Genomic DNA, 25,698 nt, shown 5'->3' with positions numbered 1-25,698 from the left:
GGTGTGGTTTTTTGGTCAATCGTGACCTAGCGCCGCCCGACCTGACGACAAATCAGAATCACCGGCAACAACCCCACCGCAAGGATGACCAGAGAAGGCACGGCCGCCCCCTCGAGTCGTTCGTCCGAGGCCAGCCGATAGGCCTGCACCGCCAGCGTGTCAAAGTTGAAAGGGCGCATGATCAGGGTCGCTGGAAGTTCTTTCATCACGTCGACAAAGACGATCAGCAGCGCCGTCAGCAACGATGGCGTCAGGATCGGCAAATGCACCCGGCGCAACGTGCCCAGCGGTGTCTGCCCCAAGGACCGCGCGGCCGCGTCCATATTTGCGTGAACGGTGCTTTGCCCGCCCTCATAGGCGCTGAGCGCTGCGGCCAGAAAACGCACCATATAGGCAGAGATCAGCAGCCAGATCGAACCGGTCACCAGCAACCCGGTCGAGATATCGAAAGTCTGCCGCATCCACGCATCCAGCGCGTTGTCGAAGCTGGCAAATGGCACCATCAGGCCCACGGCGATCACCCCGCCCGGCACCGCATATCCCAGCCTTGCCAGATAACCCGCGGTGGCCGATCCCCGACCCGGACGCAGGCGTTGAAAGAAGCCTACGCAGATCGCGGCAAACACAGTGACCACCGCCGCTGTACCCGCAAGCGTAAGTGAGTTCTGGATGAAACCGATATAACGGCGCGACAGCAGGTTCTGTTCCGACTGAAGACCCATCTGGATCAGGATGAAGACCGGCAGCAAAAAGCCTAGAAAAACCGGAACGGCGCAGAGCGTGAAGGCCGCCGCAGATTGCCAGCCTTTCAGTTGCGCCGAAGGCAGCGAAGCATGGCTTTTACCCGCCTGATAGTATTTCGCCCGGCCCCGCTGTATCCGCTCGGCCATCGCCATGACCAGCGCGAACCCTAACAGGCACAGGGCAAGCTGCGCAGCGGCGGCGCGGTCTCCGATCGAGAACCAACTGGTGTAAATACCCGTGGCAAAGGTTTGGACGCCGAAATAGGCCACCGTACCGAAGTCGGCGATGGTCTCCATGATGGCCAGCAGGACACCCCCTGCAATCGCCGGGCGCGCCATCGGCAGCGAGACGTGCCAGAAAGCCAGCCACGGGCTTTTGCCCAGTGCGCGGGCAGCCAGAAAGGCGGTGGCGCTTTGCTGCAGAAACGCGGCACGGGCCAGCAAATAGACATAGGGGTACAGCACGAGGATCAGCATCACCGCCGCGCCCTCGGTCGAGCGGATCTCGGGGAACCAATAGTCGCGCGGCCCCCAACCCGTCAGGTCACGCAAGGTGGTCTGGACGATGCCGGGATGATCCAGAATGAAGGTATAGGCATAGGCCAGAACATAGGCCGGAAACGCCAGAGGCAGAACCAGAGCGATCTCAAGGAAGCGCACACCGGGAAAACGACACATCGTCACCAACCACGCCGCGCCCACGCCGATGGAAAAGGTGCCCGCGGCAACCAGAACCACCAGGATCACCGTCGTCAGCGCATAACGGGGCAGAACCGTGTCCAGCAGATGCGAGATCGTGTCCGTCCCACCCGTCACCGCCGCCAGAACAACCGCCACCATCGGCAACAGACAGGCGGCCGCCACCAGACAGGCCACCGTGCCAACCAGCCGGGTGCCAAACACGCCCCTATGGCGTGTTCCGTGTTCTGAGAATTCGATTTCGGCCATGTTTCCGGTCGTGACAGGCAAAGGCGCAGGTTCCGCCTTTAATTGACCAAAACGCTAAGAAACACCAGTGGGCTGCGAAACAAATCTGCGGCGCATACTGCCGCAGAGCCGTTTTTCTGGGTCACTCGTAAACCCGCTGATCCTCGATCACCAAACCGTCCTTGGGCAGCGATCCGGGGGCCACCACCTCGATCGCACCTTTCAGCTTCAACACTTCGACCACCGATTTAGCATAGGCCACATCGTCGTCGCGGGGGCTTTCGATCTGAACGGTCATGGTGTCCATCTCGCCCTGACGGGCGGCGATAACGCGGGCCTTTACGATCTCTTCATGCTTGTCGACCAGCGCGGCCACCTGCTCGGGGCGCACGAACATGCCTTTGATCTTGGTGGTCTGATCGGCCCGGCCCATCCAGCCCTTGATCCGCAGATTAGTGCGGCCACAGGGGGATACCCCCGGCATAATCGCTGACAGATCACCGGTGGCAAACCGGATCAGCGGATAGTCGGGGTTCAGCGAGGTCACCACGACCTCACCCACCTCACCCTCGGCCACGGGGGTTCCGGTACCCGGTGTTACGATCTCGACTATGACATGCTCGTCGATAATCATCCCCTCCATCGCGGGGCTTTCATAGGCGATATTGCCAAGATCGGCGGTGGCATAGCACTGCAGGCAGGAAATGCCGCGGTCGGCATATTCCTGACGCAAGGACGGGAACAGCGCGCCGCCGCCTACAACGGCTGCGTTGAAGCCCAACGCCACGCCCATTTCATCCGCCTTGTCCAGAATGACCTTCAGATAATCCGGGGTTCCCGCATAAGCAGTGCAGCCTACGTCGCGCGCGGCAGTCACCTGCAGCTCGGTCTGGCCGGTGCCGGCGGGCAGCACTGCTGCCCCCACAGCCCGCGCGCCGCTTTCAAAGATCATGCCCGCAGGGGTCAGGTGGTAACCAAAGCAGTTCTGCAGGATATCGCCCGGACCTACGCCCGCCGCATGCAGGAACCGCCCCATGCGCCACCAATCGGGGTCGGTGCTGCCGGGTTCGTAAATCGGGCCGGGGGATTGAAACACATGGTGGAAATGCCGCGCCGGTTTGACGGTAAACCCGCCAAACGGAGGCCGCGACGCCTGCGCTTGCGCCAGATCGGATTTACGCAAAACCGGCAACTTTACCAGATCCGCAACCGAGGCGACGGCATCGGTGTCTGCCTCGGCCAGATGCGCCTCGAACCCCGGCGCGGACAAGGCCCGCTGAAGCTGTACGCGCAAGGCCTGCGCCTGATCGGAGGCACGTTGGTCGGCTGAACGGGTCTCGAGCGCGTCGTAGTAATTGGTCATGACCATATCCTCCATCCGCTTACAACCACCTCTTGCGGCGGCGATATGAGCGTACGTCGCGGAAGCTTTTGCGCCCCTCATCCGACATGCCCAGATAGAATTCCTTTACGTCCGGGTTTTCACGCAGATCGGCCGCCGGGCCATCCATCACCACGCGGCCCGATTCCAGAATGTACCCGTAATGGGCAAACCGCAGCGCCACATTGGTGTTCTGTTCGGCCAACAGGAAGGACACGCCTTCTTTCTCGTTCAGATCCTTCACGATACCGAAAATCTCTTCGACCAGCTGCGGCGCCAGTCCCATCGAGGGTTCGTCCAGCAGGATCGTTTCGGGGCGCGACATCAGGGCCCGGCCCATCGCCACCATCTGCTGTTCACCGCCCGAGGTATAACCCGCCTGACTTCGGCGGCGTTCCTTGAGGCGGGGGAAATAGGTATAAACCAGATCAAGGTCCTGCTGGATTGCCGCTTTCCCGTCCTTACGTGTATAGGCACCAGTCAGCAGGTTTTCTTCGACCGTCAGATGCTCGAAACAATGGCGACCCTCCATCACCTGGATGACGCCCTTTTCCACCAGATCAGCCGGATCACTTTCATGCACGCTGGTTCCGCGATATTTGATCGAGCCCTTGGTGACCTCGCCGCGTTCCGATTGCAGCAGGTTCGACACCGCCTTGAGCGTCGTGGTCTTGCCCGCCCCGTTGCCGCCGAGCAGGGCGGTAATGCCCCCTTTGGGCACGGTCAGGCTGACACCCTTCAGAACCAGGATGACGTGGTTGTAGATCACCTCGATGTTGTTCACCTCAAGCAGGGTTTCTGCCTGAACTTCGGTGTTTTGAGCCGCATCCAGCATCTGCGCGTGTCCTTGTGCGAGTGTGGGGTTCGGGGCGGCAGTTCACCGCCGCCCCGGTGTTTAAAAGCGCCTTAGTTGCAGCGCGAGTCGATGTTGTTTTCCGCTGCGTAAGCCGCAGAATCTTCGTCTATCAGCGCGCCGATCACTTCACCGTCGGTCGGCTTGAAGTCAGAAACAACATTCCACGTTTGTGCAGATGCATCCCATTGCGTGACACCAACCAGACCGGGGCCACCGTGGTTTTCACAACTGACATCGAATGTCGGGCCAAAGCCGCTCATTCCAAGCTCGGCCATTCTATCCTCGGTGATGCTGAGTGCTTCCATTCCATCGCGCATCATGACAGGCGTGATATCGGCGACGCCGTGAATTTCCTGCGCTGTCCGGATGGCTTCGGCCGCCAACATCGCGGCGTAGACCGCGCGGTTGTACTGAACAGTACCTACCTTGTCACCGGCGCCAGCCGCCTTACCTGTTTCGTGGACGTATTTCTTGATGTCGTCGAAAACAGGAAAATCATCGCCCGTTGCGGTAAAGGCCAGCGCTTTATACCCGTTGGACGCCTCACCCGAAGGGATAACGTCCGGTTCCGCGCCAGACCACCAGATACCGATCATGTTCTCCATCGGGAAGCGGATATTCGCAGCTTCCTGAATGGCAACCTGGTTCATAACGCCCCAACCCCAGAGAATGACGTAATCAGGTCGATCACGACGAATTTGCAGCCATTGCGACTTCTGTTCCTGACCGGGGGAATCGACGGGCAGCAGGGCAAGCTCGTAGCCGTGCTTTTTGGACAGTTCTTCCAGCGTGCGGATCGGTTCCTTGCCGTAAGCCGAGTTGTGATAAACCAGCGCGACTTTCTTGCCGCTAAGATCGCCGCCGTTTTCCTCCAGCAGATGATTGATCGCGCCGGATGCTCCGTTCCAGTAATTGGCGGGGTAGTTAAAGACCCACTCAAAGACCTTGCCATTGGCGGCCGATGTCCGGCCGTAGCCCATTGTGTGCAACGGAATGCCATCCGCCGAAACCTTTGGAATCAACTGATACGTGATGCCGGTGGACAGTGGCTGATACACCAGTGAACCTTCGTTCTTTGTGGCTTCGTAACATTCGACGCCCTTTTCGGTCGTGTATCCGGTTTCGCATTCAACCATGCGGATTGGAACGCCGCCGATGCCACCATCGCGTTCATTGAGCATCGTGAAATAGTCGTTGTAGCCATCCGAGAACGGAATGCCGCCAGCGGCAAATGGACCAGTACGATAGCTCAGATCGGGGATCACTAGATCCGCCAGAGCCGGCCCTGCGGCCATCAGGGCGCCAAGCGCCGCGGTTGCCAGTTTCAATTTCATCGGGTGTTTCCTCCCTTGGTTTATCCGATGTTGGGGTCGGGCTTTTGCACCCGTTATCTGATTGGGCCTGCCCCTTAGTGCGGGAACGGCCAGAGTCTGAGTTTTTCTTTCGCCACGCGCCACAGCTGCGCCAGACCATGCGGTTCAAGGATCAGGAACAGGATGATCAGCCCGCCAACGATCACCAGCTGCAGATGCGCCACGATATCCGTGGGCCAGCCCAGCCAGTCAGCGCCGACCACTTTCAGTACCACCGGCAGCAGCACCAGAAACGCCGCCCCCGCGAACGAGCCGAAAATCGAGCCCAACCCGCCGATAATGATCATGAACAGCACCAGGAACGATTTCTGGATTCCAAAAGCCTCGCCGACCTCGACCGCGCCCAGATAGACCGCAAAGAACAGTGCTCCTGCGATGCCCACAAAAAACGAGCTGACGGCAAAGGCGGTCAGTTTCGCCTTCAGCGGATTCACCCCGATGATCTCGGCCGCGATATCCATGTCGCGGATTGCCATCCAGCTGCGCCCGGTGGTGCCGCGCGTCAGGTTGCGTGCGATCAGGGCACAGACGGTCAGAAAGATCAGGCAGAACAGGTAGGTCGCCCATGCGGGCGCGTTCGGCCCGGTGATGATGATGCCAAACACGTCACGTTCCGGCGCGTTGATCTGACCCGAAGCCGAGTAGTTGTAGAACCACGGCACCCGGTTGAACAACCACACCAGAAAGAACTGCGCTGCCAGCGTGGCCACCGCCAGATAGAAGCCCTTGATCCGAAGTGATGGCAGACCGAACAACACGCCGACAAAGGCCGTGATCCCCCCGGCCAGGATCACATGGATGAACATGCTGACATCCGGGAAAGCGGTCATCAGCTTGTAGCAGGCATAGGCGCCCACGGCCATGAATCCCCCGGTGCCCAACGACACCTGACCGCAATACCCCACTAGAATGTTCAGGCCGATCGCCGCGATCGCGTAGATCAGGAACGGCAGCAACAGCGCGTTGGCCAGATAGTCGTTGATCAGGAACGGAATGATCCCGAACGCCACCGCCAGCACGACATAGTACCGATATCGGTCGAACTTAATCGGAAAGGTCTGGCTGTCATCAATGTACGAGGTTTTGAAGTCCCCGGCCTCACGATAGAACATGTCTTACTTTTCCCATTCTTCCTGCGCCCGATTGCGGGCTTCGGTGTCAAGTTGATTGGACCCTTTGGCGTACCCGCTCGCCTCGGAAGCGCGGACCAGTTTCAGATAAGCCAGCACGCCCATGATCAGCCCGGCGAAGGCCAAGATCGCAGCGATGGTCAGCTGACCGTCCGTCAGATCTTCCGAGGTGATGGCGATGTACCCAAAGGCCCAGAACCCGGCCCATGCGATCACGTTGATGATGGCGATGAGTTTGGTCATTACGAACCCCACCACGTAAACCACATCACCAACACGAACATCACAGCAGCTGAAATCCCCATGAGCGCTATCGTACCTATCGTATCCAGTGCAGGTTCTACGCCGGGTCCGCGATACTTGCCGCCCGAATGAACAGCGATACCCGACACCATGGCTGCAACACACGATACGGCCACGGCGAACATCAGACGGCTCCTAAACCCTCTCAATGATCTTCTCCCCAAACAGGCCCTGGGGACGGAACACCAGGAAGATCAGCGCCAACACATAAGCAAACCAGTTCTCGGTTGCGCCGCCGACCAGTGGGCCGATGGCAAACTCGAACAGTTTCTCACCCACGCCGATGATCAACCCGCCCACGATGGCTCCGGGGATCGAGGTGAACCCGCCCAGCATCAGCACCGGCAGCGCCTTGAGCGCGATCAGCGACAGCGAGAACTGAACGCCCGACTTGGTGCCCCACATGATGCCCGCGACCAGTGCCACAAATCCGGCCACCGACCACACCATGATCCAGATGAAGTTCAGCGAGATGCCCACCGACAGCGCCGCCTGGTGGTCATCGGCCACAGCGCGCATTGCCCGGCCCTGTTTGGTATATTGGCTGAACGCCACCAGAGCCGCTACCAGCAGAGCTGCAATCACCGTCGCCACGATGTCCAGATTGTCGATGAAGAAGCCGTAACCAAAGATGTTATAGGTGCTTTCATCGATCCACAGGTTGATGCCCTGCGGCAGGCCTACATCCAGCGTCTTGATCTCAGAGCCCCACATCAGGTCGGCCACGCCCTCAAGGAAATACGCCAGGCCGATCGTGGCCATGAACAGGATGATCGGTTCCTGCCCCACCAGATGGCGCATGACGAACCGCTGCACCGCCCAGGCCAGCAGCACCATGACACCCATGGTCAGGATGATCGCCAGCAGTGCCGGCACATTCCAGCCGAACTTGTGCACATGCGTTCCGAAGGTCGCGTTGATCATGTGCGCAAATGGAACTTGGCCGCTCATGATTCCGACCAGCGTCATTGCCGCGAAAAGAGCCATAACCCCTTGGGCGTAATTGAAAATTCCGGAGGCCTTGTAGATCAGTACAAAACCCAGCGCGACCAGCGCATACAGCACCCCGGCCATCAGACCGTTGAGGATGACCTCCATCGCGAATACGAGTTGTTCAGGCATCTGCGCCGCTCCTCATGTCTGTCGGATGCTTAGTCATGGCTGACCCCCAGATAGGCATCGATGACGTCCTGATTGCTGCGCACCTCGTCTGGTGTGCCGTCGCCGATCTTCTTGCCGTAATCCATCACGACCACCCGGTCGCTCAGGTCCATCACCACGCCCATGTCGTGCTCGATCAGGGCGATTGTGGTGCCGAACTCGTCATTCACATCGAGGATAAAGCGGCTCATGTCCTCTTTCTCTTCGACATTCATGCCGGCCATCGGTTCATCCAGCAGCAGCAGCTTGGGTTCGGCCGCCAGCGCGCGCGCCAACTCGACCCGTTTTTTCAAACCGTAGGGCAGGCGGGAAACGGGTGTCTTGCGGATGTGCTGGATTTCCAGAAAGTCGATGATCTTCTCAACGGCTTCGCGGTTTTGCACCTCTTCCGCCTCGGCCTTGCCCTTCCACCAGGCCTGCTGGAACATGTTGGTCTTCATGTAGTTCAGCCGCCCGGTCATGACGTTGTCCAAAACGCTCATGCCTTCGAACAGGGCAATATTCTGAAACGTGCGGGCAATGCCCTGACGTGCCACCTCATAAGGCCGCATCGGCGGGCGCTTGGCGCCGTGAAACCAAACCTCGCCCTCCTGCGGGACATAGAACCCCGAGATCACGTTCAGCATCGAGGACTTGCCCGCCCCGTTCGGCCCGATGATGGCGCGAATCTCGCCCTCACGAATGTCGAACGAGATATCCTTGATCGCAATCACACCGCCAAAGCGCAGGGTGATGTTTTTCATCTCCATCACCACGCCGCCGATCTTGCGACCGTCCTCGGTGACATATCCTTCGGTACTATCCAGCATCAGTCACTCCCTGACTTTTGCAAAAACGGGACGGCGGGCGGGGCGACGACCAGAGGTCGAGCGGCGCACGACCGGCACTCATTCCGCAGCCACCTTGTGCTGCGCCACCGGCACCACCGGTGCGTCCACAATCTCCAGCGTCGCCGAGATCGACCCCTTACGGCCGTCCTCATAGGTCACCTCGGTCGTTGTTGAGACACTCTTGGACCCGTCGTAAAGCGCATCAATGATGTCCTGGAACTTCTCTTCGACGAACCCGCGCCGCACCTTCCGCGTGCGGGTCATCTCACCGTCATCCGCATCCAGTTCCTTGTGTAGAACTACAAAGCGATGCACCTGGCAGCCCGACAGCATCTCATCCGCCGCCACGGATTTGTTCACCTCTTCCACGTGGGATTTTATCGTCTCTAACACACGGGGATGACCCGCCAGTTCCTGGTAGGACGCATAGGCCACATTGTTGCGCTCGGCCCAGTTCCCCACTGCGGTAAGGTCGATATTGATGAAGGCGACGCAGCGATCCTTGCCATTGCCGAACAGCACGACCTCCAGAATATCTGGATAGAACTTCAGCTTGTTCTCGACATATTTCGGCGCGAACATCGAGCCGTCGGCCATCTTGCCTACATCCTTAGCGCGGTCGATGATACGCAGATGACCCGAGCTTTCCTCGATGAATCCAGCGTCTCCGGTGGCCACCCAGCCTTCGGCATCCTTGGTCGAAGCGGTGGAATCGGGGTTGTTGTAGTACTCGACGAACACACCGGGCGAGCGATAATAGATCTCGCCATTATCGCCGATCTTCAACTCAACCGCCGGCGCGGGCACACCAACCGTATCCGCACGCACCTCACCATCCGGCTGTACCGTGATGAAAACGGTGGCTTCGGTCTGGCCGTAGAGCTGCTTCAGGTTGATGCCCAGCGAACGATAGAAGTCGAAAATCTCCGGCCCGATCGCCTCACCAGCAGTATACCCCACACGAAAGCGGCCATAGCCCAGCGTATCCTTGAGCGGGCCATAAACCAGCAAATTGCCCAGCGCATATTTCATACGGTCCCCAAAACCGACGGGCTTACCGTCCAGCAGCAAGCCGCCGACTTTCTTGGCGTGCGCCATGAAGTGGTGAAACATGCGTTGCTTCAACTTGCCCGCATCCTCCATCCGGATCATCACATTGGTCAGCTGAGTCTCGAACACGCGCGGCGGGGCGAAGAAATAGGTCGGCCCGATCTCGCGCAGGTCGGTCATCATCGTGTCGGCGCTTTCGGGGCAGTTCACGCAGAACCCGCACCAATAGGCCTGACCGATGGAGAAGATGAAATCGCCCACCCAGGCCATCGGCAGGTAAGACAGGATGTCCTCGTTCCGGGTCAGGTGATCAAATTTGGCCGAATTCTTGGCGCTTTCGATCACGTTGCGGTTCGACAGCACCACACCCTTGGGCTTACCCGTGGTGCCCGAGGTATAGAGCATCACGCAGGTGTCGTCATAGGTGATCGCAGCAGTTCGCTGGTCCAGTTCCGCATCAAAGCGCTGATGGCCCGCGCTGCCCTCGGCCTTCAGGTCTTCCAGCGCATTCATCTGGGAGTGGTCGTATTTCCGCATCCCGCGCTTGTCGGTATAGAGGATGTGTTTGACCTGATGCAGGTTTTCCTGAATCTCGATGACCTTGTCGACCTGCTCCTGATCACCGCAGACCACGTATTTCGCGCCGCAATGCTCCAGCACATAGGCCATCTCTTCGGCCACCGAGTCCTGATACAGAGGCACCGGAACCGCACCGACCATCTGTGCGGCAACCATCGACCAGTAATGTGCCGGACGGTTGCGGCCGATCACGGCAATATGGTCACCCTTTTCAACGCCAATCTCCAGAAATCCAAGCGCCAGCGCGCGGACCTCGGCAGCGGTTTCCGCCCAGGTCCAGCATTGCCAGATGCCGAATTCCTTTTCCCGATAGGCCGGGGCATCCCCGAACTGTGTCGCATTTCGATGTAGCAGCGCCGGAAGGGAGGCCATCCCGTCCGCGCCCGACTGCGTCTGAGCCAATCTCTTTCTCCTCCCCACCCGACCCCTCCTCCGGGTCGGAAATGGCGGGTCCGGGATGGTGCCCGAACGCCAATGCCCCGATAAGGGACGCGAGAAAGATCAGCGTCAAGTTTTGCCTGATGTTTTCTCAATTATTACGAATTGTAACAGGCGACCGGAAAGGTGCTGCGCCAAACCAATGTAGTCTCATTGGGAAAGGGTGAGGTGGCAACAATCGCATCTCTCCCTCCACGATGCCCGAAAGTTGACGTAAGGACACTCGAATGCGATCCTGAACCTTATTTTCTTTGGGAGAGTAATTATGAAACATATTGTAGCCGCCATGATACTGGCCTTTGCGTCAACCGGCGCTTTGGCGGATGATCAGAGTTCTGACGACGTCCACTGGAGCATTGTTATGTCCATCAACGAAGGCATGGGGGACAACGTTGTGCCACTGTTGACCCGGATGTCGGACGCAACGATGACCAACGAACCTGACGCATTGATCTATGAATACATGCGGTCCGGCGACACGGTACATATCTATGAACGTTATGCCAACAATGCGGCAGCAATGGTCCATATGGGGAATTTTGGATCAAATTTTGCTGACGATTTTTTTGCCACCTTCACTGTCGAAAGCATAGCCGTCTATGGCCCGGCCGAAGATGACCTCAAAGAAGTCTTTGCAGACGCACCAGCGGTCTACCTGGAGAAAATTGCAGGCTTTGCCCGCTGAGCATCCCAAGGCATTGATTGATGCGGTTTGCCTAATTCAACAGAGTTCGGCACCGGCGGCGCAGTGCTGCTACAACCAATCCCGCAATATCGGGATCAGCGGCACGTCCGCCGCAGGCATCGGGTAATTGCGCAGCTCTTTCGCATGCGCCCATTTCAGCGCCTGACCTTCTTTGGACTGAGGAATGCCTTCCCACTTCCGGCAGGCAAACAGAGGCATCAGCAGGTGGAAATCGTCATAGCTGTGGCTGGCAAAGGTCAGTGGCGCGAGGCACGAGGCCCAGGTGTCGATGCCCAGTTCCTCGTGCAATTCGCGGATCAGGGCGGCCTCGGGGGTTTCGCCGGGTTCTATCTTGCCGCCGGGGAACTCCCACAAACCGGCCATGGATTTGCCCTCCGGGCGCTGCGCCAGCAGCACCCGGCCCTCAATATCGATCAGGGCGACAGCAGATACCAGAACAGTTTTCACGAGCGGTAATCCGCGTTGATCTCAATATATCCATGGGTCAGGTCGCAGGTCCAAACGGTGGATTGCCCCTCACCCAGCCCCAGATCGACGGCGATCACCAGATCCTGACCTTTCATATAGGTGGCCGCGTCTTCCTCGCGGTAGTCCGGGCTGACCCAGCCTTTTTCGGCCACCAGAATGTCGCCGAAAGAGATGCTCAACAGGTCGCGATCCGCTGCCGCACCGGATTTACCGATGGCCATGACGACGCGGCCCCAATTCGGGTCCTCACCCGCGATGGCGGTTTTCACCAGCGGAGAGTTGGCGATGGCCAGCCCGTGCACCTTGGCATCCGCGTCCGAGGCGGCCCCGGTCACGCGGATTTCCACGAACTTCGTGGCGCCTTCCCCGTCGCGCACAACCTGCTGCGCAAGGTCCAGCATTACGGTTTCCAACGCCTCGGCAAAGGCGGCGTTGCCGGTGGCAACCACACCTGACGCGCCGGTGGCGCACAGCAGCAGGCTGTCCGAGGTCGAAGTATCGCTGTCCACGGTGATGCAGTTGAAGGTCCGGTCGGTCTGCGCACCCAGCATCGCCTGCAATGCCAATTGCTCGACCTGCGCATCGGTGAAGATATAGACCAGCATCGTCGCCATATCCGGCGCGATCATGCCGGAACCCTTAGCAATCCCTGCAATAGAGACTGTTTTGCCGTCAATCTCGACCTGAGCCGAGGACCCTTTCGGGAAAGTGTCGGTGGTCATGATGGCGCGTGCGGCATCCTCGATGGCATGGCGGCTGAGCCCCGCTTTCAGCGTCTCAAGCTGGGCAACGATGCGGTCGTGGGGCAGCGGTTCGCCGATCACTCCGGTAGACGAGGTAAAGACTCGCTCGACCGGAACTCCAGTGGCTTTGGACACAGCCTGCGTCACCTCGGCCACCGAAGTCTGACCGTAATGCCCGGTGAAAGCGTTGGCATTGCCCGAGTTCACAAGAATCGCCGCCGGGCCGTCACTGGCCCCACCGATCTTGTCCTGACAATCCAGCACCGGTGCCGCGCGGGTGGCAGACCGGGTAAAAACCCCGGCCACCGAAGTGCCCGGATCCAGAACCGCCAGCATGACGTCGGTGCGTCCCTGATAACGCACGCCTGCCTCGACGGTGGCGAAACGCGCACCGTCAATTGCGGGCAATTCGGGAAAAGCCGCCGGAGCCAGCGGAGAGACCTTGGTGATCGTGGCCACGAGTGTTTACTCCTGAATCAGATCGGTCTGACGCAGAACCTCGGGACCGGCGCCTTCCAGCGCGGGGCGTTCGATCTCGGCCTGCTGTGTCAGTTCGTCGATCCGGGCCTGAATGACTTCTTGCTGCAGGGTCTGGCTCAACTCGGCACGGACCTGCTCCAGTTCGGGCGCTTCGGATTTGCGCTTGTCGTTCAGGGTGACCACGTGCCAGCCGAACTGGGTTTTCACCGGCTCAGATACCTGACCCTTTTCCAGGCTGATCACGGCCGCCTCGAAGGCTGGAACCATCTGGCCCGAGCCGAACCAGCCCAACTCACCCCCATTCGGACCGGAGGGGCCGGTCGATTTTTCCTTGGCCAGCTCGGCAAAATCGGCGCCGTCGTCCAGTTGCGCCTTGATCTCTTTGGCTTCTTCTTCAGTTTCCACGAGGATGTGGCTGGCGTTGAATTCATCCGCACCTTTGAAATCGGCGTATTTCGCGTCATAGGCCGCCTGGATCGTCTCATCCGTCAGCTCTTCTTCGATCAGCGCATTCACTGTCTGCACCGCCCGCAGGGACCGCGTCTCGTTTTCGATCGCCAGCGTATTCAGCTTGGACAATGCATCCTGCTGCTGGCCCAGCAGGGTCTGCTGGATCAACTGGTCGACTATCAGTTCGTACAGGACGTCGTCTTCGATCTGCTGGTATTGTTCCGGCAGAACCGCTCCGGTGGCGATGACGTGACCCAATGTGATCTCATCCCCGTTCACGCGCGCGATGACAGTGCTGGCGTCGGGTTTGGTTTCGGCGGCCAATGGCAGGGCCATCGTTGCGGCAAGCGCCAGCGATGGCAGAAAAGTGAGGCCTTTGGGCATGGAATCATCCTATTTCTTTGCCGCGACAGGGCGCAGCGTTGACACTCTGGGACCTGCCGCTTACATCGCTTTGAAGCCTTGGACAGGGCCGCCTTTCACCCCCCGTATCTATGGGTTGCGCGCAAGGTGGGCAAGCCTGTCGCAACCACGATAAGAACAGATCCGCTGGAGTGAACATGCTGGGACTCGGAACGCTCGCCAAAAAGGTGTTCGGAACACCGAACGACCGCAAGATCAAGGCGACCCGCCCGCTGATCGAAAAGATTAACGCGCTGGAACCCGAGTTCGAGAAGCTGTCCGACGAAGGCCTGATCGAAAAGACCGCCGAGTTGCGCAAGCGCGCGCTGGATGGCGAAAGTCTGAATGATCTTCTGCCAGAAGCCTTTGCCAACGTGCGCGAAGGCGCCAAGCGCGCGTTGGGTCTGCGTGCCTTTGACGTGCAGCTGATGGGCGGAACCTTCCTGCATCAGGGCAACATCTCGGAAATGAAAACGGGTGAGGGCAAGACGCTGGTCGCCACCTTCCCTGCCTATCTGAACGCGCTGACCGGCAAGGGCGTGCATGTGGTCACGGTGAACGAATACCTGGCCAAACGGGACTCGGAATGGATGGGCAAGGTGTTTGCTGCCGTCGGCATGACCACCGGCGTGATCTGGTCGGGCCAGCCCGATGCCGAAAAGAAAGCCGCCTACGCCTGTGACATCACCTATGCCACCAACAACGAGCTGGGCTTCGATTACCTGCGCGACAACATGAAGGCCGATCTGGCCGAGATTTACCAGAAGTACCACAATTTCGCGATCGTGGACGAGGTCGACTCGATCCTGATCGACGAGGCGCGGACGCCGCTGATCATCTCGGGTCCGTCGCAGGACCGCTCGGACCTGTATACCGCCATCGACGCACTGATTCCGTCGCTGAGCGATGATCACTTCTCGCTGGACGAGAAATCTCGCAACGTGACTTTCACCGACGAGGGCAACGAGTTTCTGGAACAGCAGCTGATTGCCGCAGGCCTGATCCCCGAAGGCCATTCGCTTTATGATCCCGAAAGCACCACGGTCGTGCATCACGTGAACCAGGGCCTGCGCGCGCACAAGCTGTTCACGCGCGACAAGGATTACATCGTGCGTGACGGCAATGTCGTGCTGATCGACGAATTCACCGGCCGCATGATGCCGGGCCGCCGCCTGTCGGAAGGCCTGCATCAGGCCATCGAAGCCAAGGAAGGCGTACAGATCCAGCCCGAGAACGTGACGCTGGCCAGCGTGACCTTCCAGAACTATTTCCGCCTGTACGACAAGCTGAGCGGCATGACCGGCACCGCGCTGACGGAGGCCGAGGAGTTTGCCGAAATCTACGGTCTGGGCGTGGTCGAGGTTCCAACCAACAAGCCGATCGCCCGTGTGGACGAAGACGATCAGGTCTATCGCACCGGTGCCGAGAAATACAACGCGATGATCGAACAGACCAAAGAGGCGCAGGAAAAGGGCCAACCGGTCCTGCTGGGCACCACGTCCATCGAGAAATCCGAACTGCTGAGCCAACTGCTGCAAAAAGAAGGAATCGCGCATAACGTTCTGAACGCCCGCCAGCACGAGCAAGAGGCGCAGATCGTCGCCGATGCCGGCCGTCTGGGCGCGGTGACCATCGCCACCAACATGGCCGGCCGCGGTACCGACATTCAGTTGGGCGGCAATGTGGAAATGAAGGTTCTGCAGGCGCTGGCGGAAAACCCCGAAGCCGACCCGGCACAGTTGCGCGCCGCCGAAGAGGCGCGTCACGCGGAAGAAAAAGAAAAGGTTCTCGCCGCAGGTGGTCTTTACGTGATGGCGTCCGAACGCCACGAAAGCCGCCGCATTGACAACCAGCTGCGTGGCCGTTCGGGCCGTCAGGGCGACCCGGGCCGCACGGTGTTCTACCTGAGCCTCGAAGACGACCTGATGCGCATTTTCGGGTCAGAGAGGCTGGACAAGGTCCTGACCACACTGGGCATGAAAGAGGGCGAGGCCATCGTTCACCCTTGGGTCAACAAGTCGCTGGAACGCGCGCAATCCAAGGTCGAAGGCCGCAACTTCGACATGCGCAAGAATGTTCTGAAATTCGACGACGTGATGAACGATCAGCGGAAAGTGGTGTTCAGCCAAAGGCGCGAGATCATGTCCTCGGATGATCTGTCCGAGATCGTCTCGGACATGCGCGAACAGGTGATCGACGACCTGATCGACGAATACATGCCGCCGAAATCCTATGCCGATCAGTGGGACACCGACGGCCTGCACGAGGCGATCAAGGAAAAGCTGACCATCGATGCACCCGTACAGGACTGGGCCGCCGAGGAAGGCGTCGATGATGAACAGGTGCGCGAACGTCTGGTCAATGCCGCCGACGAGATGATGGCGCAGAAGGCAGCTGCCTTCGGTCCCGAAAACATGCGCAACATCGAAAAGCAGGTTCTGCTGCAGACCATCGACAGTAAATGGCGCGAGCACTTGCTGACGCTGGAACATCTGCGCTCGGTCGTAGGCTTCCGCGGTTACGCCCAGCGCGATCCGCTGAACGAATACAAAAACGAAAGCTTCCAGCTGTTCGAAGGGATGCTTGACAGCCTGCGCGAAACCGTGACCCAGCATTTGTCGCGCGTGCGTCCGTTGACCGAGGAAGAGCAAAAGGAAATGCTGGCGCAGATGGCGGCTCAGCAGGCACAGGCGCAAAAGTCCGTTGATCAGGCTGCGGACCGTGCCGAAGCCACGGCCGAGGCCCAAGCCTCGGGCGATCCGCTGCCCGGTTTTGACGAGAACGATCCCAGCACATGGGGCAACCCGTCGCGCAACGACCGGTGCCCCTGTGGGTCGGGCAAAAAGTTCAAACATTGCCACGGACGCCTGACCTAACGTCAGCTAATCGCAGACACATTGAGTCCCCGCCACGGCCACATATTGGCCGTGATTGACCATCAATGTCCGACTCGCTCCTTCAACTGGGGAGGGTGTCTTGTTTGTAATTAAGAACTACGTGACCACCGGCGGCACTGTCGTATGCGCGTTGGCGATTGGTTACCTGATGCAAAACGGGTTTCCTGCCGGACCAAACGGTTCGCAGGATCCTGAAATTGTGGCCACCGCCCCGAACGCAGCTGTGTCCGGGCTCGAGGACATTGTCCTGACTTCCTCGCCACCCGCCCCGGGAACGGACCAGATCACATCATCAACGCAACGGACGTTAAAGCCCCGCCGGTCAACGCCCTCTGACCGCGCCGATTGTGGCCTCAGCGCCCGGGCTCGTGCCGTGCCCGGTGCCGCCGCCCGCCTGATCGTCAAAGCCCCCTGCCACGGCAATGAGCGGATCGAGGTGCATCATAGCGGTCTGACCGTCACGCAGGAAACAGACGCAAACGGCACATTGGATCTGACTATACCGGCCCTGTCGGAATACGCGATCTTTCTGATCTCGCTTGACGATCAGAAAGGGACCGTAGCCACCACTCACATTCCCGACATTGGCCAGTATTCCCGCGTCGCCCTGCAGTGGCAGGGTGAAACCGAGCTACAGCTGCATGCGCTGGAATTTGGCGCCAGCTATGGCGACGCGGGTCATGTCTCGGCCGGGTCCGACACGCAGGGTACGGGCAACGTCGTGCATCTGGCACAGCCTGCATTTAATGATGCCCGCAACGTGGAGGTCTACTCTTTTCCAGCGGCGCAGTCGCCCCAATCTGGGTCGATCGTTGTGACGGTCGAGGCCGAGGTGACCGAGGCCAATTGCGGTCAGGACCTGAGCGTTCAGTCCCTGGAACTTCAGTATGACCGGAGCTTGCGTTCGCGTGACCTGACGCTGAACTTTCCGGATTGTTCCAGAACCGGTGAGTTTCTGGTGTTGAATAATCTGTTTCAAAACCTGACAATCGCGGCAAACTAAACCCGCAGGCAGGCTCGATTTTCCAATGACATTTCTTCGTGTGGCGGCGGCCGCACTGTTTTCGGCAACATTTGCCTCAGCTGTTCAGGCGCAAGACATTACGCTCACCTCTCATGACGGCAAGGTCGAGGTGACCGGAACCCTTCTGGGCTTCGATGGCGAGTTTTACCGCGTCGACACCCAGTTCGGCGAGCTGACCGTCGACGGCTCAGGGGTCAGCTGCGACGGACCCGCCTGTCCCAACCTGATCGACTTCGTGGCTGAACTGCGGTTTTCGGGATCGTCCGTTATGGCCGAGAAGGTGCTGCCCGCGCTTCTGATGGGCTTTGCTGAACAGGAGGGGTTGTCCGCAAAGCCCCTTACGAAGCAAAGCGACAAACTGATGTATGAACTGCACCAGACCGGGCGCGAAGCCCCGCTTGGACGGTTCTTTTTCGACATCGGCAATACAGGTCGCGGTTTTACCGACCTGATCGCAGGGCAAACCGATATCGTGATGGCCTTACGCGAAATCCGCCCGGCTGAGCACAAGGCCGCCGAGGCCGCCGGTCTGGGAGACCTGACCCGTGCGCGCCGGTCGCGGGTTGTGGCACTGGACGCGCTTGTTCCCATTGTGGCACCCGGCAACCCGGTCCCGCATATTTCCCTATCCGATCTCGCGCTGGTGCTGTCCGGTGAGATTGCCAACTGGTCTGCCCTGGGTGGGCCGGACGCACCGATTGCCTTGCATCTGCCCGATGCCGGGTCGGGATTGGCGCAAGGGGTCGAGGATCGTTTTCTAACCCCCGCCGACGCTTCCCTGTCGGAAGCCGTCCTTCGACATACGCGCAGCAGCGACCTGGTACGTACAGTGGCCGATGATCCCTTTGCCATCGGTATCGCCAGTCAGGCCGAGGCCGATATGGCCCGTGCCTTGCCGCTGGCTGGAGGGTGTGGTCATGCTCTGATGGCCACCCGGCAAACGATCAAGACCGAGGATTACCCGCTGACCTCGCCCATGTTCCTGTATCTGCCCCAGCGCCGCCTGCCCCGTATCGCCCGTCAGTTTCTTGCCTATACCCAAAGCTCTGAGGCACAGATGGTGATCCGCGATGCGGGTTTTGTCGATCAGGCACCCGAGAGGATGCCCATCGAACTGCAGGGAAACCGGTTTGCAAATGCCGTTGCCACGGGTGGCGCCGAGGTTGGTCTGGAAGAGCTGCAGCGTATGGTCACGACGTTGCGGCCTTTGTCCCGTTTGTCGTTGTCTTTCCGGTTCGAGGCAGGGTCCTCGCGGCCCGACGCGCAATCGCGGTCAAACATCCAGCACCTGGCCCAGCAGCTTGAGGCTGGTACGCTGAATGCACGCAAACTGGTCTTTGTCGGCTTTAGCGACGGCGAAGGCGAAGCAGCGGCCAATGCGCAGATTGCCCTGCTGAGGGCAAAAACGGTGCGCAATGCGGTGCTGGCTGCGGTGGAAACCGCGATCCCCGAAAGTATCGAACTTGAGGTCGACGGGTTCGGCGAGGCCATGCCGATGGCCTGCGACGACACCGATTGGGGCCGCAAGGTCAACCGCCGGGTCGAGGTCTGGGTTCGGTAACCCGCTACAGATACCCTTCCGATCGAAAGCTCAGTTCATTTGATTTTCCGATGATCAGGTGGTCATGCAGTGTCAGGCCCAATGCCAGACAGGCGTCCTGAATCCGGTTGGTCATGTCGATATCTGACTGCGACGGGGTCGGATCGCCTGATGGGTGGTTGTGCACAAGAATCAGGGCCGATGCATTCAGTTCCAGTGCCCGTTTCGCCACCTCACGCGGGTAGACCGGCACGTGATCGACGGTGCCCTTGGCCTGTTCCTCATCTGCGATCAGTACGTTCTTGCGGTCCAGATAGAACACCCGGAACTGCTCGGTCTCGCGATGGGCCATGGTGGTATGGCAGTAATCCAGCAGCGCGTCCCAGCCCGAGATCACATGTCGCTGCATCACCCGCGCACGCGCCATGCGGTGGGCGCAGGCCTCGAGGATTTTCAGATCGGTGATAACCGTATCCCCAACGCCCTTGATCTGGCGCAGCCGTTCTTCGGGTGCGGTCAGCACCCGGTTGAAATCGCCAAATGTATCCATCAGCGCCCGTGCCAGTGGTTTGACGTCCTGCCGGGGGATGGATCGGAACAGGGCCAGTTCCAAAAGCTCATAATCCGGCATCGCCGCTGATCCACCGGACATGAACCTTTCGCGCAGCCGCTTGCGGTGATCTTCGATATAGGATGGCAACCGCCCCGAAGGCAGCGGCTGCACCGGGGCTTCGTCAGTTTCAAACAGCATCGGGGCTTCGGCAAAGGCGTCCTGGGTCATACGCCAAGACTGGCGCAGAATCGGTTTCCGAAAGGTTAACGCGCCTCACCCGCCATGCGGGCCGTGGCGCGGCGGACCAGCATATGCAGCAGGATCGAGAACACCCCCAGCGTCAGCATCGCCGCAAACATCAGATCGGTCTTGGCCCGGCCATTGGCCAACAGCATCAGATACCCCAAACCTTGCGAGGAACCGACCCATTCACCGATCACCGCCCCGATGGGCGCATAAACCGCCGCCAGTCGCATCCCCGACGCCAGCGAGGGCAAGGCGGCCGGTATCCGGATATGCCACAACACAGCGCGCGGGTTGGCCTGCATGGTGCGCGCCAGATCGAGATACCCGGCTGGCGTCCGCATCAGCCCGTCGAAAAAGGACGAGGTAATCGGGAAATAGATGATCAGCACCGCCATCGCCACCTTGGACCACAACCCGTAGCCCAGCCAGAGGGTCAACAGAGGAGCCAGCGCAAAAACCGGCAGCGCCTGCGTGAACACCAGCATCGGTTGCACCAGAACCCGCGCGGCGCGGGAATTGGCCAGTTGCAACGCAGTGACCACCCCCAGAACCGTGCCACAAGCAAGCCCGACCACCACCTCAATCGCAGTGATCCACGTGTGTTCGGCAATCAGCCAACGGTTCTGCCACCATGTTTCTGCGACCAAGGCGGGTCCGGGCAGGATGAATTTGGGCAGACCGGTCAACGAGACAATGGCCTGCCAGACCGTCAGTGCAAACAGGGTCGCGGCAAGGGCCGAAAGGTACTTCACGCCGCCTCCTCTCGCAAAAGACGCAGCAGCGCACCTTGTGTCTCCAGCGACCCAAGGTCATCGACCTTGCGCGGAACGGGCGCGGCTGGCGGCTGGCAGGGGGTCAGGCCGTGCTGAGTCATCACCAAGATGGACTGGCCCAGCCGGGCGGCCTCGGCCGGGTCATGGGTGACCAGCAGGACGGTCCGCCCCTGCAAAGCCTCAGCCGCCAGATCCTGCATGTCCGCGCGGGTGCGGGCGTCGAGCGCTGAAAACGGCTCATCAAGCAGCACAATCGGCCGATCTTCCATCAACGTGCGCGCCAAGGCCACGCGCTGCCGCTGCCCTCCCGAGAGTTCGCGGGGTCTCTTGGTCACGTGATCCTGCAGGCGCATCCTTTCGATCAGCCGGTCGCGGCGGGCAAGATCCGGCTTCTCACCCCGCAGCCGCGCGCCCAGTGAAACATTCTGCGCCACCGTCGCCCAGGGCAACAGCAGATCGTCCTGCGCCATATAGGCTACGCGCTCGGTCACCAGTTGGATATCGCTGGCCGCAATCTTGCCGGTGAACTCAGCCCCGGTGTCCAGCCCTGCAATCAAGCGCAGAACCGTGGTTTTTCCAACACCCGACCCGCCCAACAGGCACGTCCATTGCCCCGCCCCAAGGGTCAGCGTCAACGGTGCGAACAGAGTCGCGCCACCGATTGTGGCCGAACCGCTGATGGTCAGGTCGGGTGCCGGGGTCACGGGGTCAGGCCCATTTGCCAGAAATTCTCCTCAAGCTCGGTCGCGGTGCGGAAGGTCCGACACAGACGTTGCCACCGCGGTGAGGCCTCAAAATCCACCCCAATGCGACGTGTTAGAGCCGTATCCAGCAATTCTCCGACCGCCTGGCACGCCTCTTGAAAGTCTGGACTGGCATAGGTGTTGATCCAGTCCTGATAGGTGACGGATGTGGCCTCGGTGGCCAACCGGGCACCGATCTCACCATATCCCATCACACAGGGCGTCAGCGCGGCCAGCAGGTCCAACAGATCGCCACTATACCCGGCCTCGAGCACGAAGCGGGTATAGGCCATGTTTTCCGCCCGTTCCTCGGTCGCGAACAATTCTTCGCCCGAGATGCCTTCTGCCGCGCAAATACCGATATGCAGCTGCATCTCTTCGGCCACCAGCGCGTTTACCGTCGCAACAGATGTCAGCATCTCGGAATGGGTCTCGGATTTCACCACCGCCAGTGCCCAGGCGCGGGAAAAGTGGATCAGGAACACGTAGTCCTGCCGAAGGTAATGCAGAAACGCCGCGCGCGGCAGGGTGCCGTCCTTCATCCCTTCGACAAAGGCGTGGCGGGTATAGTCCCGCCACGGCCCCTGCGCAGTGTCACGCATAAGCGTGAATGCTTTGCCGTATCCGCTCATTGCACGGTCACGTCGATGGTGATGTCGCTGACCGGGTTGATGCCGTCGATCATGCCGCTGTCTTTCAGGAATGCCTCGAACCGGGCATATCGGCCAGCGTCAAAGCCCGCGGGACGCAGGGCAAAGCGGGGCAGCGTGTCGACCCAGGCGCGGGCGTTCAGCTCATCCTGCAACTCGGGCGAGGTGGCGGCGAAAATCTCCCAGCTTTTCTCCGGGTTGTTGACGATGAACTGGGTCGCCTTTTCGGTGGCAGCCAGAAAACGTGCAACCTTTTCGGCGTCCATTGTTTCGGGGTTGGCCACATAGATCAGCTCATCGTAGGGCGGTACACCTTCTTCTTCGATATAAAAGCACCGGCCCGCTACGCCTTCGATATCCATCTGGTTCAGTTCAAAGTTGCGGAAAGCCCCGATCACCGCGTCCACCTGACCGCTCATCAGTGACGGCGACAGCGAGAAGTTCACGTTGATCATCTCGATATCGTCCAGCGCGACGTCATGGGTGTTCAGCATCGCCGACAGAACCGCCTCTTCCACACCGGCGACAGAGAACCCGACTTTCTTGTCCTTGAGGTCGGCCAGCGTTTCAATCGGACCATCCTCAAGCACCAGCAGGCAGTTCAGCGGAGTGGCAACCAGTGTGCCGACGCGTTTCAGCGGCAGGCCCTCGTGAATCTGCAGGTGCAACTGGGGCTGATAAGACACCGCCAGATCCGCCTGACCAGCGGCCACCAGACGCGGTGGCGCCGAGGGATCGGCGGGCGGAATGATTTCGACCTCAAGCCCCTCATCGGCGAAGTAACCGTTTTCCTGTGCCACGATAATGGGACCGTGGTCGGGATTGATGAACCAGTCCAGCAGAACGGTCATCTTGTCTTCGGCCCAGGCGGGCGCGGCGGCCAGCAGGGCGATCATTGTGATCAGTTTCTTCATGTCTCGCGTTTCCTTTTCGCTCATGAGGTCGAGGCCGCGACGAGGACAATCTCGCCCGGCCAATCCGGTTGCAGTTCTTCAGCGGCCCGCCACGCGCGAAGGCCGGTAGCGCAGCAAAGCGCCAGTCTTTTCCCTTTGTTTGGCTCTGATTTGAGTGACTCCACGGATTCGCGCCGGACATTGGGATGGATCGGACCTGGGACCTCATCCGGACCGCGCAATTCGATGATCAGGTCTTCTGAGGTCAGTTGATTGGCCGATATGAAAGCAAAGTGCCGTTCTGGCTCGGGAGCTCCGTCAAAGCGAAATGTGGTGCTGCGGAACGTTTGCCCATCGATCTGCAACATCTGTCCCAGCGGCGAAGGCTGAAGGCCAAGGATCAGGTTCAGTGCCATCTGCGCCTGCATCGCGCCGATAATTCCCACGACGGGGCCGAGCACACCAGCCGTCGCACAGCTTGCACCGCTGTCAGGTGCATCGGGAAAGACCGCCCGCAGGGACGGCGCTCCACCGCAAAAGCCGCCAACATATCCCGTGAACCCCAGCACCGATGCTGAAATCAAAGGCTTACCGAGCGCGAAACAGGTGTCAGACAGGACATAGCTGGCCGCATAGCTGTCAGCGCAATCAAGAACCAAATCAACCTGTTCCACGGATTCAGTCACATTTTTATTTGTCAGAGTCTGTTTTTTGGCAATCACAATGACTTCCGCGTTCAGGGATCGACAGCGATCCGCCGCGACCTCAACCTTCGAACGGCCGCTGTCTGCCTCGGCAAACAACGTCTGCCGGTGCAGGTTCGACAGCGCGACCTCATCACGGTCCATGATGGTCAATTGACCTACCCCAGCCCCCGCCAGTAGTGGCAGCGCCGGGGCAGCCAGCCCGCCCGCGCCCACCACCAGAACGCGCGCGACGGACAGGCGGGCCTGTCCTTCTGCCCCGACCTCGGGCAGGATTGTCTGACGAGAGTAGCGGTTCATCGCGTGGCCTCGATCCATTGGCGCACGCGGGCCTCTGGATCAGCGTTCAACGTGATATCAGTGACGGCTGATACGATATCGGCCCCCGCCTGCAACACACCCGGCGCGCGTTCAACGCTCATCCCGCCGATACCGACCAGAAGGATTTTACCCACCCGCGCCTTCCATTCGGTGACCCGGGGCAAACCCTGCTGATGCCACTTCATCTTTTTCAGGATCGTCGGATAGACCGGCCCTAACGCCACATAGTCCGGGTCTATCGCCAGAACTCGCTCCAACTCATCGTCATCGTGGGTCGAGACGCCCAGTTTCAGCCCCGCCTTGCGGATGGCAGTCAGATCGGCCTCGTCCAGATCCTCCTGCCCGAGGTGAATCCAGTCACACCCGGCCTCAATCGCCTGCTGCCAGTAGTCGTTGATCACCAGAACCGCGCCATGCTGGCGGCAGAGATCGCGCGACAGGGCAATCTGTTCGCGCACCACCGCATCGGGCTGGTCCTTGATCCGCAACTGTACCAGTTTCACACCCAAGGGCAGCATCCGGCGCAGCCAATCCGAGTGGTCGAAAATCGGGTAAAACCGGTCGAGGGTCATGACAGAAAGGCCTTTCCGATCACCGGGGTGGAGGGTTCCGCCATATCGCGCGCTTCGATCGGGTCAGCCTGATAGGCCAATTGTCCGGCTTCAATCGCCAGCATCATCGCGCGGGCCATGGCGGTAGGATCTCCGGCCCGGGCCACCGCGGTGTTCAGCAGAACCGCGTCATATCCCAGCTCCATCGCCCGCGCCGCATGGCTGGGCAGTCCGATCCCGGCGTCGATCACCAGCGGTACCTCCGGGAATTCAGCCCGCATCGCGCGCAGAGCGTATACGTTGTTCAAGCCCCGGCCTGACCCAATGGGCGCGCCCCAGGGCATCAGAACCTCGCAACCCGCCGCCAGCAGACGTTCTCCCACAATCAGGTCGTCAGTGGTGTAGGGGAAAACCTGAAACCCGTCCCCGGTCAGGACGCGTGCGGCCTCGACCAGTTGAAACACATCCGGCTGGAGGCTGTCGGTGTGACCGATCAGTTCCAGCTTGATCCACCTTGTTTCAAACACTTCCCGCGCCATATGGGCGGTGGTCACGGCCTCTTTGACGGTGTGGCACCCGGCGGTGTTCGGCAGGACCAGCACGCCCAGGTCGCGGATCATCTGCCAAAAGGTTTGCCCGGCCCCGGCTTCGCGCCGCAGCGACACAGTGGCAACCCCGGCACCACTGTCCCGAAACGCCTGTTCCAGGATCGCGGGGCTGGGATATTGCGCCGTACCCAGCATCAGAGGGTTGGGCAGTTGGGTGCCGTAGAAGCTCTTCATT

Annotated in this window: 25 protein-coding genes; 4 read left to right on the top strand and 21 right to left on the bottom strand. The window is 60.0% G+C overall.

Features of this window, described 5'->3' with window-relative positions; translation table 11 throughout:
* Positions 1 to 26: 26 nt before the first annotated feature.
* The 10 genes from ACR0IM_RS11200 to ACR0IM_RS11155 all read right to left on the bottom strand — a co-directional run bounded on the left by ACR0IM_RS11200 (position 27) and on the right by ACR0IM_RS11155 (position 10,705).
* Entirely contained in the window at positions 27 to 1,691 is a 1,665-nt protein-coding gene (locus tag ACR0IM_RS11200) for an ABC transporter permease (RefSeq protein ID WP_480591803.1), read from the bottom strand.
* Positions 1,692 to 1,812: 121 nt separating this feature from the next.
* Positions 1,813 to 3,033, bottom strand: a complete 1,221-nt coding sequence (locus tag ACR0IM_RS11195) for a phenylacetate--CoA ligase family protein (protein WP_480681955.1) — start codon at positions 3,031 to 3,033, stop codon at positions 1,813 to 1,815.
* A 19-nt stretch (positions 3,034 to 3,052) separates the two neighbouring features.
* On the bottom strand, positions 3,053 to 3,886 hold the full coding sequence (locus ACR0IM_RS11190; protein WP_480591809.1) for an ABC transporter ATP-binding protein: 834 nt from the start codon (positions 3,884 to 3,886) through the stop codon (positions 3,053 to 3,055).
* A 71-nt stretch (positions 3,887 to 3,957) separates the two neighbouring features.
* Positions 3,958 to 5,241, bottom strand: coding sequence for an ABC transporter substrate-binding protein (locus ACR0IM_RS11185; RefSeq protein WP_480591812.1), 1,284 nt, complete (start codon positions 5,239 to 5,241; stop codon positions 3,958 to 3,960).
* A gap of 74 nt (positions 5,242 to 5,315) precedes the next feature.
* Positions 5,316 to 6,392: a branched-chain amino acid ABC transporter permease gene (locus ACR0IM_RS11180; RefSeq protein ID WP_480591815.1), complete on the bottom strand. Its 1,077-nt coding sequence runs from the start codon at positions 6,390 to 6,392 to the stop codon at positions 5,316 to 5,318.
* Between the two features lie 3 nt (positions 6,393 to 6,395).
* Complete coding sequence (locus ACR0IM_RS11175) at positions 6,396 to 6,653, bottom strand: hypothetical protein (protein ID WP_480641368.1); 258 nt, start codon at positions 6,651 to 6,653, stop codon at positions 6,396 to 6,398.
* Complete coding sequence (locus ACR0IM_RS11170; protein WP_480681953.1) at positions 6,653 to 6,862, bottom strand: hypothetical protein; 210 nt, start codon at positions 6,860 to 6,862, stop codon at positions 6,653 to 6,655. The genes ACR0IM_RS11175 and ACR0IM_RS11170 overlap by 1 nt, the downstream gene beginning before the upstream one ends.
* Positions 6,849 to 7,835: a branched-chain amino acid ABC transporter permease gene (locus ACR0IM_RS11165; RefSeq protein WP_480641370.1), complete on the bottom strand. Its 987-nt coding sequence runs from the start codon at positions 7,833 to 7,835 to the stop codon at positions 6,849 to 6,851. Before ACR0IM_RS11165 ends, ACR0IM_RS11170 begins: the two co-directional genes overlap by 14 nt.
* 29 nt (positions 7,836 to 7,864) lie before the next feature.
* A complete protein-coding gene (locus ACR0IM_RS11160; RefSeq protein ID WP_480591824.1) occupies positions 7,865 to 8,683 on the bottom strand; it encodes an ABC transporter ATP-binding protein in 819 nt (272 codons plus the stop codon).
* 78 nt (positions 8,684 to 8,761) lie between these two features.
* Complete coding sequence (locus ACR0IM_RS11155) at positions 8,762 to 10,705, bottom strand: AMP-binding protein (RefSeq protein ID WP_480682114.1); 1,944 nt, start codon at positions 10,703 to 10,705, stop codon at positions 8,762 to 8,764.
* Between the two features lie 331 nt (positions 10,706 to 11,036).
* Between ACR0IM_RS11155 and ACR0IM_RS11150 the strand changes: the two genes are divergently transcribed.
* Positions 11,037 to 11,456, top strand: coding sequence for a putative quinol monooxygenase (locus ACR0IM_RS11150; protein ID WP_480591826.1), 420 nt, complete (start codon positions 11,037 to 11,039; stop codon positions 11,454 to 11,456).
* A gap of 69 nt (positions 11,457 to 11,525) precedes the next feature.
* Here the strand turns inward: ACR0IM_RS11150 and mutT are convergent, their stop codons facing one another.
* From mutT to ACR0IM_RS11135, 3 genes are read right to left on the bottom strand one after another with little or no spacing between them, the layout of a single operon-like run.
* A complete protein-coding gene (gene mutT, locus ACR0IM_RS11145) occupies positions 11,526 to 11,924 on the bottom strand; it encodes an 8-oxo-dGTP diphosphatase MutT (RefSeq protein WP_480591829.1) in 399 nt (132 codons plus the stop codon).
* Complete coding sequence (gene argJ, locus ACR0IM_RS11140) at positions 11,921 to 13,147, bottom strand: bifunctional glutamate N-acetyltransferase/amino-acid acetyltransferase ArgJ (RefSeq protein WP_480681952.1); 1,227 nt, start codon at positions 13,145 to 13,147, stop codon at positions 11,921 to 11,923. Before argJ ends, mutT begins: the two co-directional genes overlap by 4 nt.
* Before the next feature lie 6 nt (positions 13,148 to 13,153).
* Positions 13,154 to 14,002, bottom strand: a complete 849-nt coding sequence (locus ACR0IM_RS11135) for a peptidylprolyl isomerase (RefSeq protein ID WP_480591834.1) — start codon at positions 14,000 to 14,002, stop codon at positions 13,154 to 13,156.
* Positions 14,003 to 14,178: 176 nt separating this feature from the next.
* Between ACR0IM_RS11135 and secA the strand changes: the two genes are divergently transcribed.
* The 3 genes from secA (at position 14,179) to ACR0IM_RS11120 (ending at position 19,502) form a co-directional block, all read left to right on the top strand.
* Complete coding sequence (gene secA / locus ACR0IM_RS11130; protein WP_480681951.1) at positions 14,179 to 16,896, top strand: preprotein translocase subunit SecA; 2,718 nt, start codon at positions 14,179 to 14,181, stop codon at positions 16,894 to 16,896.
* Positions 16,897 to 16,996: 100 nt separating this feature from the next.
* The gene (locus ACR0IM_RS11125) at positions 16,997 to 17,920 is read left to right on the top strand and encodes a hypothetical protein (RefSeq protein WP_480591840.1); all 924 of its coding nucleotides are present in this window, start codon (positions 16,997 to 16,999) and stop codon (positions 17,918 to 17,920) included.
* A gap of 25 nt (positions 17,921 to 17,945) precedes the next feature.
* Entirely contained in the window at positions 17,946 to 19,502 is a 1,557-nt protein-coding gene (locus ACR0IM_RS11120) for a phosphate ABC transporter substrate-binding/OmpA family protein (protein ID WP_480681950.1), read from the top strand.
* Positions 19,503 to 19,506: 4 nt separating this feature from the next.
* On the opposite strand, the gene radC is transcribed toward ACR0IM_RS11120, so the two are convergent.
* The 8 genes from radC to ACR0IM_RS11080 are packed head-to-tail and all read right to left on the bottom strand — an operon-like array spanning position 19,507 to position 25,697.
* Positions 19,507 to 20,262, bottom strand: coding sequence for a RadC family protein (gene radC / locus ACR0IM_RS11115; RefSeq protein ID WP_480681948.1), 756 nt, complete (start codon positions 20,260 to 20,262; stop codon positions 19,507 to 19,509).
* 35 nt (positions 20,263 to 20,297) lie between these two features.
* Positions 20,298 to 21,032, bottom strand: a complete 735-nt coding sequence (locus ACR0IM_RS11110; RefSeq protein ID WP_480591849.1) for an ABC transporter permease — start codon at positions 21,030 to 21,032, stop codon at positions 20,298 to 20,300.
* Positions 21,029 to 21,757, bottom strand: coding sequence for an ABC transporter ATP-binding protein (locus ACR0IM_RS11105; protein ID WP_480591852.1), 729 nt, complete (start codon positions 21,755 to 21,757; stop codon positions 21,029 to 21,031). The genes ACR0IM_RS11110 and ACR0IM_RS11105 overlap by 4 nt, the downstream gene beginning before the upstream one ends.
* Positions 21,754 to 22,428: a thiaminase II gene (tenA, locus tag ACR0IM_RS11100; protein WP_480681947.1), complete on the bottom strand. Its 675-nt coding sequence runs from the start codon at positions 22,426 to 22,428 to the stop codon at positions 21,754 to 21,756. Before tenA ends, ACR0IM_RS11105 begins: the two co-directional genes overlap by 4 nt.
* Complete coding sequence (locus ACR0IM_RS11095) at positions 22,425 to 23,360, bottom strand: ABC transporter substrate-binding protein (protein ID WP_480681946.1); 936 nt, start codon at positions 23,358 to 23,360, stop codon at positions 22,425 to 22,427. The genes tenA and ACR0IM_RS11095 overlap by 4 nt, the downstream gene beginning before the upstream one ends.
* 20 nt (positions 23,361 to 23,380) lie before the next feature.
* Positions 23,381 to 24,343: a ThiF family adenylyltransferase gene (locus tag ACR0IM_RS11090; protein WP_480681944.1), complete on the bottom strand. Its 963-nt coding sequence runs from the start codon at positions 24,341 to 24,343 to the stop codon at positions 23,381 to 23,383.
* Positions 24,340 to 24,936 (bottom strand): thiamine phosphate synthase, encoded by a 597-nt coding sequence (locus ACR0IM_RS11085; RefSeq protein ID WP_480681942.1) that lies wholly within the window; start codon positions 24,934 to 24,936, stop codon positions 24,340 to 24,342. The genes ACR0IM_RS11090 and ACR0IM_RS11085 overlap by 4 nt, the downstream gene beginning before the upstream one ends.
* Entirely contained in the window at positions 24,933 to 25,697 is a 765-nt protein-coding gene (locus ACR0IM_RS11080; RefSeq protein ID WP_480681940.1) for a thiazole synthase, read from the bottom strand. Before ACR0IM_RS11080 ends, ACR0IM_RS11085 begins: the two co-directional genes overlap by 4 nt.
* Position 25,698: the final 1 nt, after the last annotated feature.

It is taken from the genome of Ruegeria sp. BF6, from assembly GCF_056538665.1.
Note: the sequence above shows the minus strand (reverse complement) of the source record. Positions and strands in the feature narration are given on the sequence as shown.

What these genes read in the sequence shown, in the direction of transcription:
- ACR0IM_RS11200 (WP_480591803.1), bottom strand. Translation starts at nt 1,691, where the DNA reads ATGGCCGAAATCGAATTCTCAGAACACGGAACACGCCATAGGGGCGTG.
- ACR0IM_RS11195 (WP_480681955.1), bottom strand. Translation starts at nt 3,033, where the DNA reads ATGACCAATTACTACGACGCGCTCGAGACCCGTTCAGCCGACCAACGT.
- ACR0IM_RS11190 (WP_480591809.1), bottom strand. Translation starts at nt 3,886, where the DNA reads ATGCTGGATGCGGCTCAAAACACCGAAGTTCAGGCAGAAACCCTGCTT.
- ACR0IM_RS11185 (WP_480591812.1), bottom strand. Translation starts at nt 5,241, where the DNA reads ATGAAATTGAAACTGGCAACCGCGGCGCTTGGCGCCCTGATGGCCGCA.
- ACR0IM_RS11180 (WP_480591815.1), bottom strand. Translation starts at nt 6,392, where the DNA reads ATGTTCTATCGTGAGGCCGGGGACTTCAAAACCTCGTACATTGATGAC.
- ACR0IM_RS11175 (WP_480641368.1), bottom strand. Translation starts at nt 6,653, where the DNA reads ATGACCAAACTCATCGCCATCATCAACGTGATCGCATGGGCCGGGTTC.
- ACR0IM_RS11165 (WP_480641370.1), bottom strand. Translation starts at nt 7,835, where the DNA reads ATGCCTGAACAACTCGTATTCGCGATGGAGGTCATCCTCAACGGTCTG.
- ACR0IM_RS11160 (WP_480591824.1), bottom strand. Translation starts at nt 8,683, where the DNA reads ATGCTGGATAGTACCGAAGGATATGTCACCGAGGACGGTCGCAAGATC.
- ACR0IM_RS11155 (WP_480682114.1), bottom strand. Translation starts at nt 10,705, where the DNA reads ATGGCCTCCCTTCCGGCGCTGCTACATCGAAATGCGACACAGTTCGGG.
- ACR0IM_RS11150 (WP_480591826.1), top strand. Translation starts at nt 11,037, where the DNA reads ATGAAACATATTGTAGCCGCCATGATACTGGCCTTTGCGTCAACCGGC.
- ACR0IM_RS11135 (WP_480591834.1), bottom strand. Translation starts at nt 14,002, where the DNA reads ATGCCCAAAGGCCTCACTTTTCTGCCATCGCTGGCGCTTGCCGCAACG.
- secA (WP_480681951.1), top strand. Translation starts at nt 14,179, where the DNA reads ATGCTGGGACTCGGAACGCTCGCCAAAAAGGTGTTCGGAACACCGAAC.
- ACR0IM_RS11120 (WP_480681950.1), top strand. Translation starts at nt 17,946, where the DNA reads ATGACATTTCTTCGTGTGGCGGCGGCCGCACTGTTTTCGGCAACATTT.
- radC (WP_480681948.1), bottom strand. Translation starts at nt 20,262, where the DNA reads ATGACCCAGGACGCCTTTGCCGAAGCCCCGATGCTGTTTGAAACTGAC.
- tenA (WP_480681947.1), bottom strand. Translation starts at nt 22,428, where the DNA reads ATGAGCGGATACGGCAAAGCATTCACGCTTATGCGTGACACTGCGCAG.
- ACR0IM_RS11095 (WP_480681946.1), bottom strand. Translation starts at nt 23,360, where the DNA reads ATGAAGAAACTGATCACAATGATCGCCCTGCTGGCCGCCGCGCCCGCC.
- ACR0IM_RS11090 (WP_480681944.1), bottom strand. Translation starts at nt 24,343, where the DNA reads ATGAACCGCTACTCTCGTCAGACAATCCTGCCCGAGGTCGGGGCAGAA.
- ACR0IM_RS11085 (WP_480681942.1), bottom strand. Translation starts at nt 24,936, where the DNA reads ATGACCCTCGACCGGTTTTACCCGATTTTCGACCACTCGGATTGGCTG.
- ACR0IM_RS11080 (WP_480681940.1), bottom strand. Translation starts at nt 25,697, where the DNA reads ATGAAGAGCTTCTACGGCACCCAACTGCCCAACCCTCTGATGCTGGGT.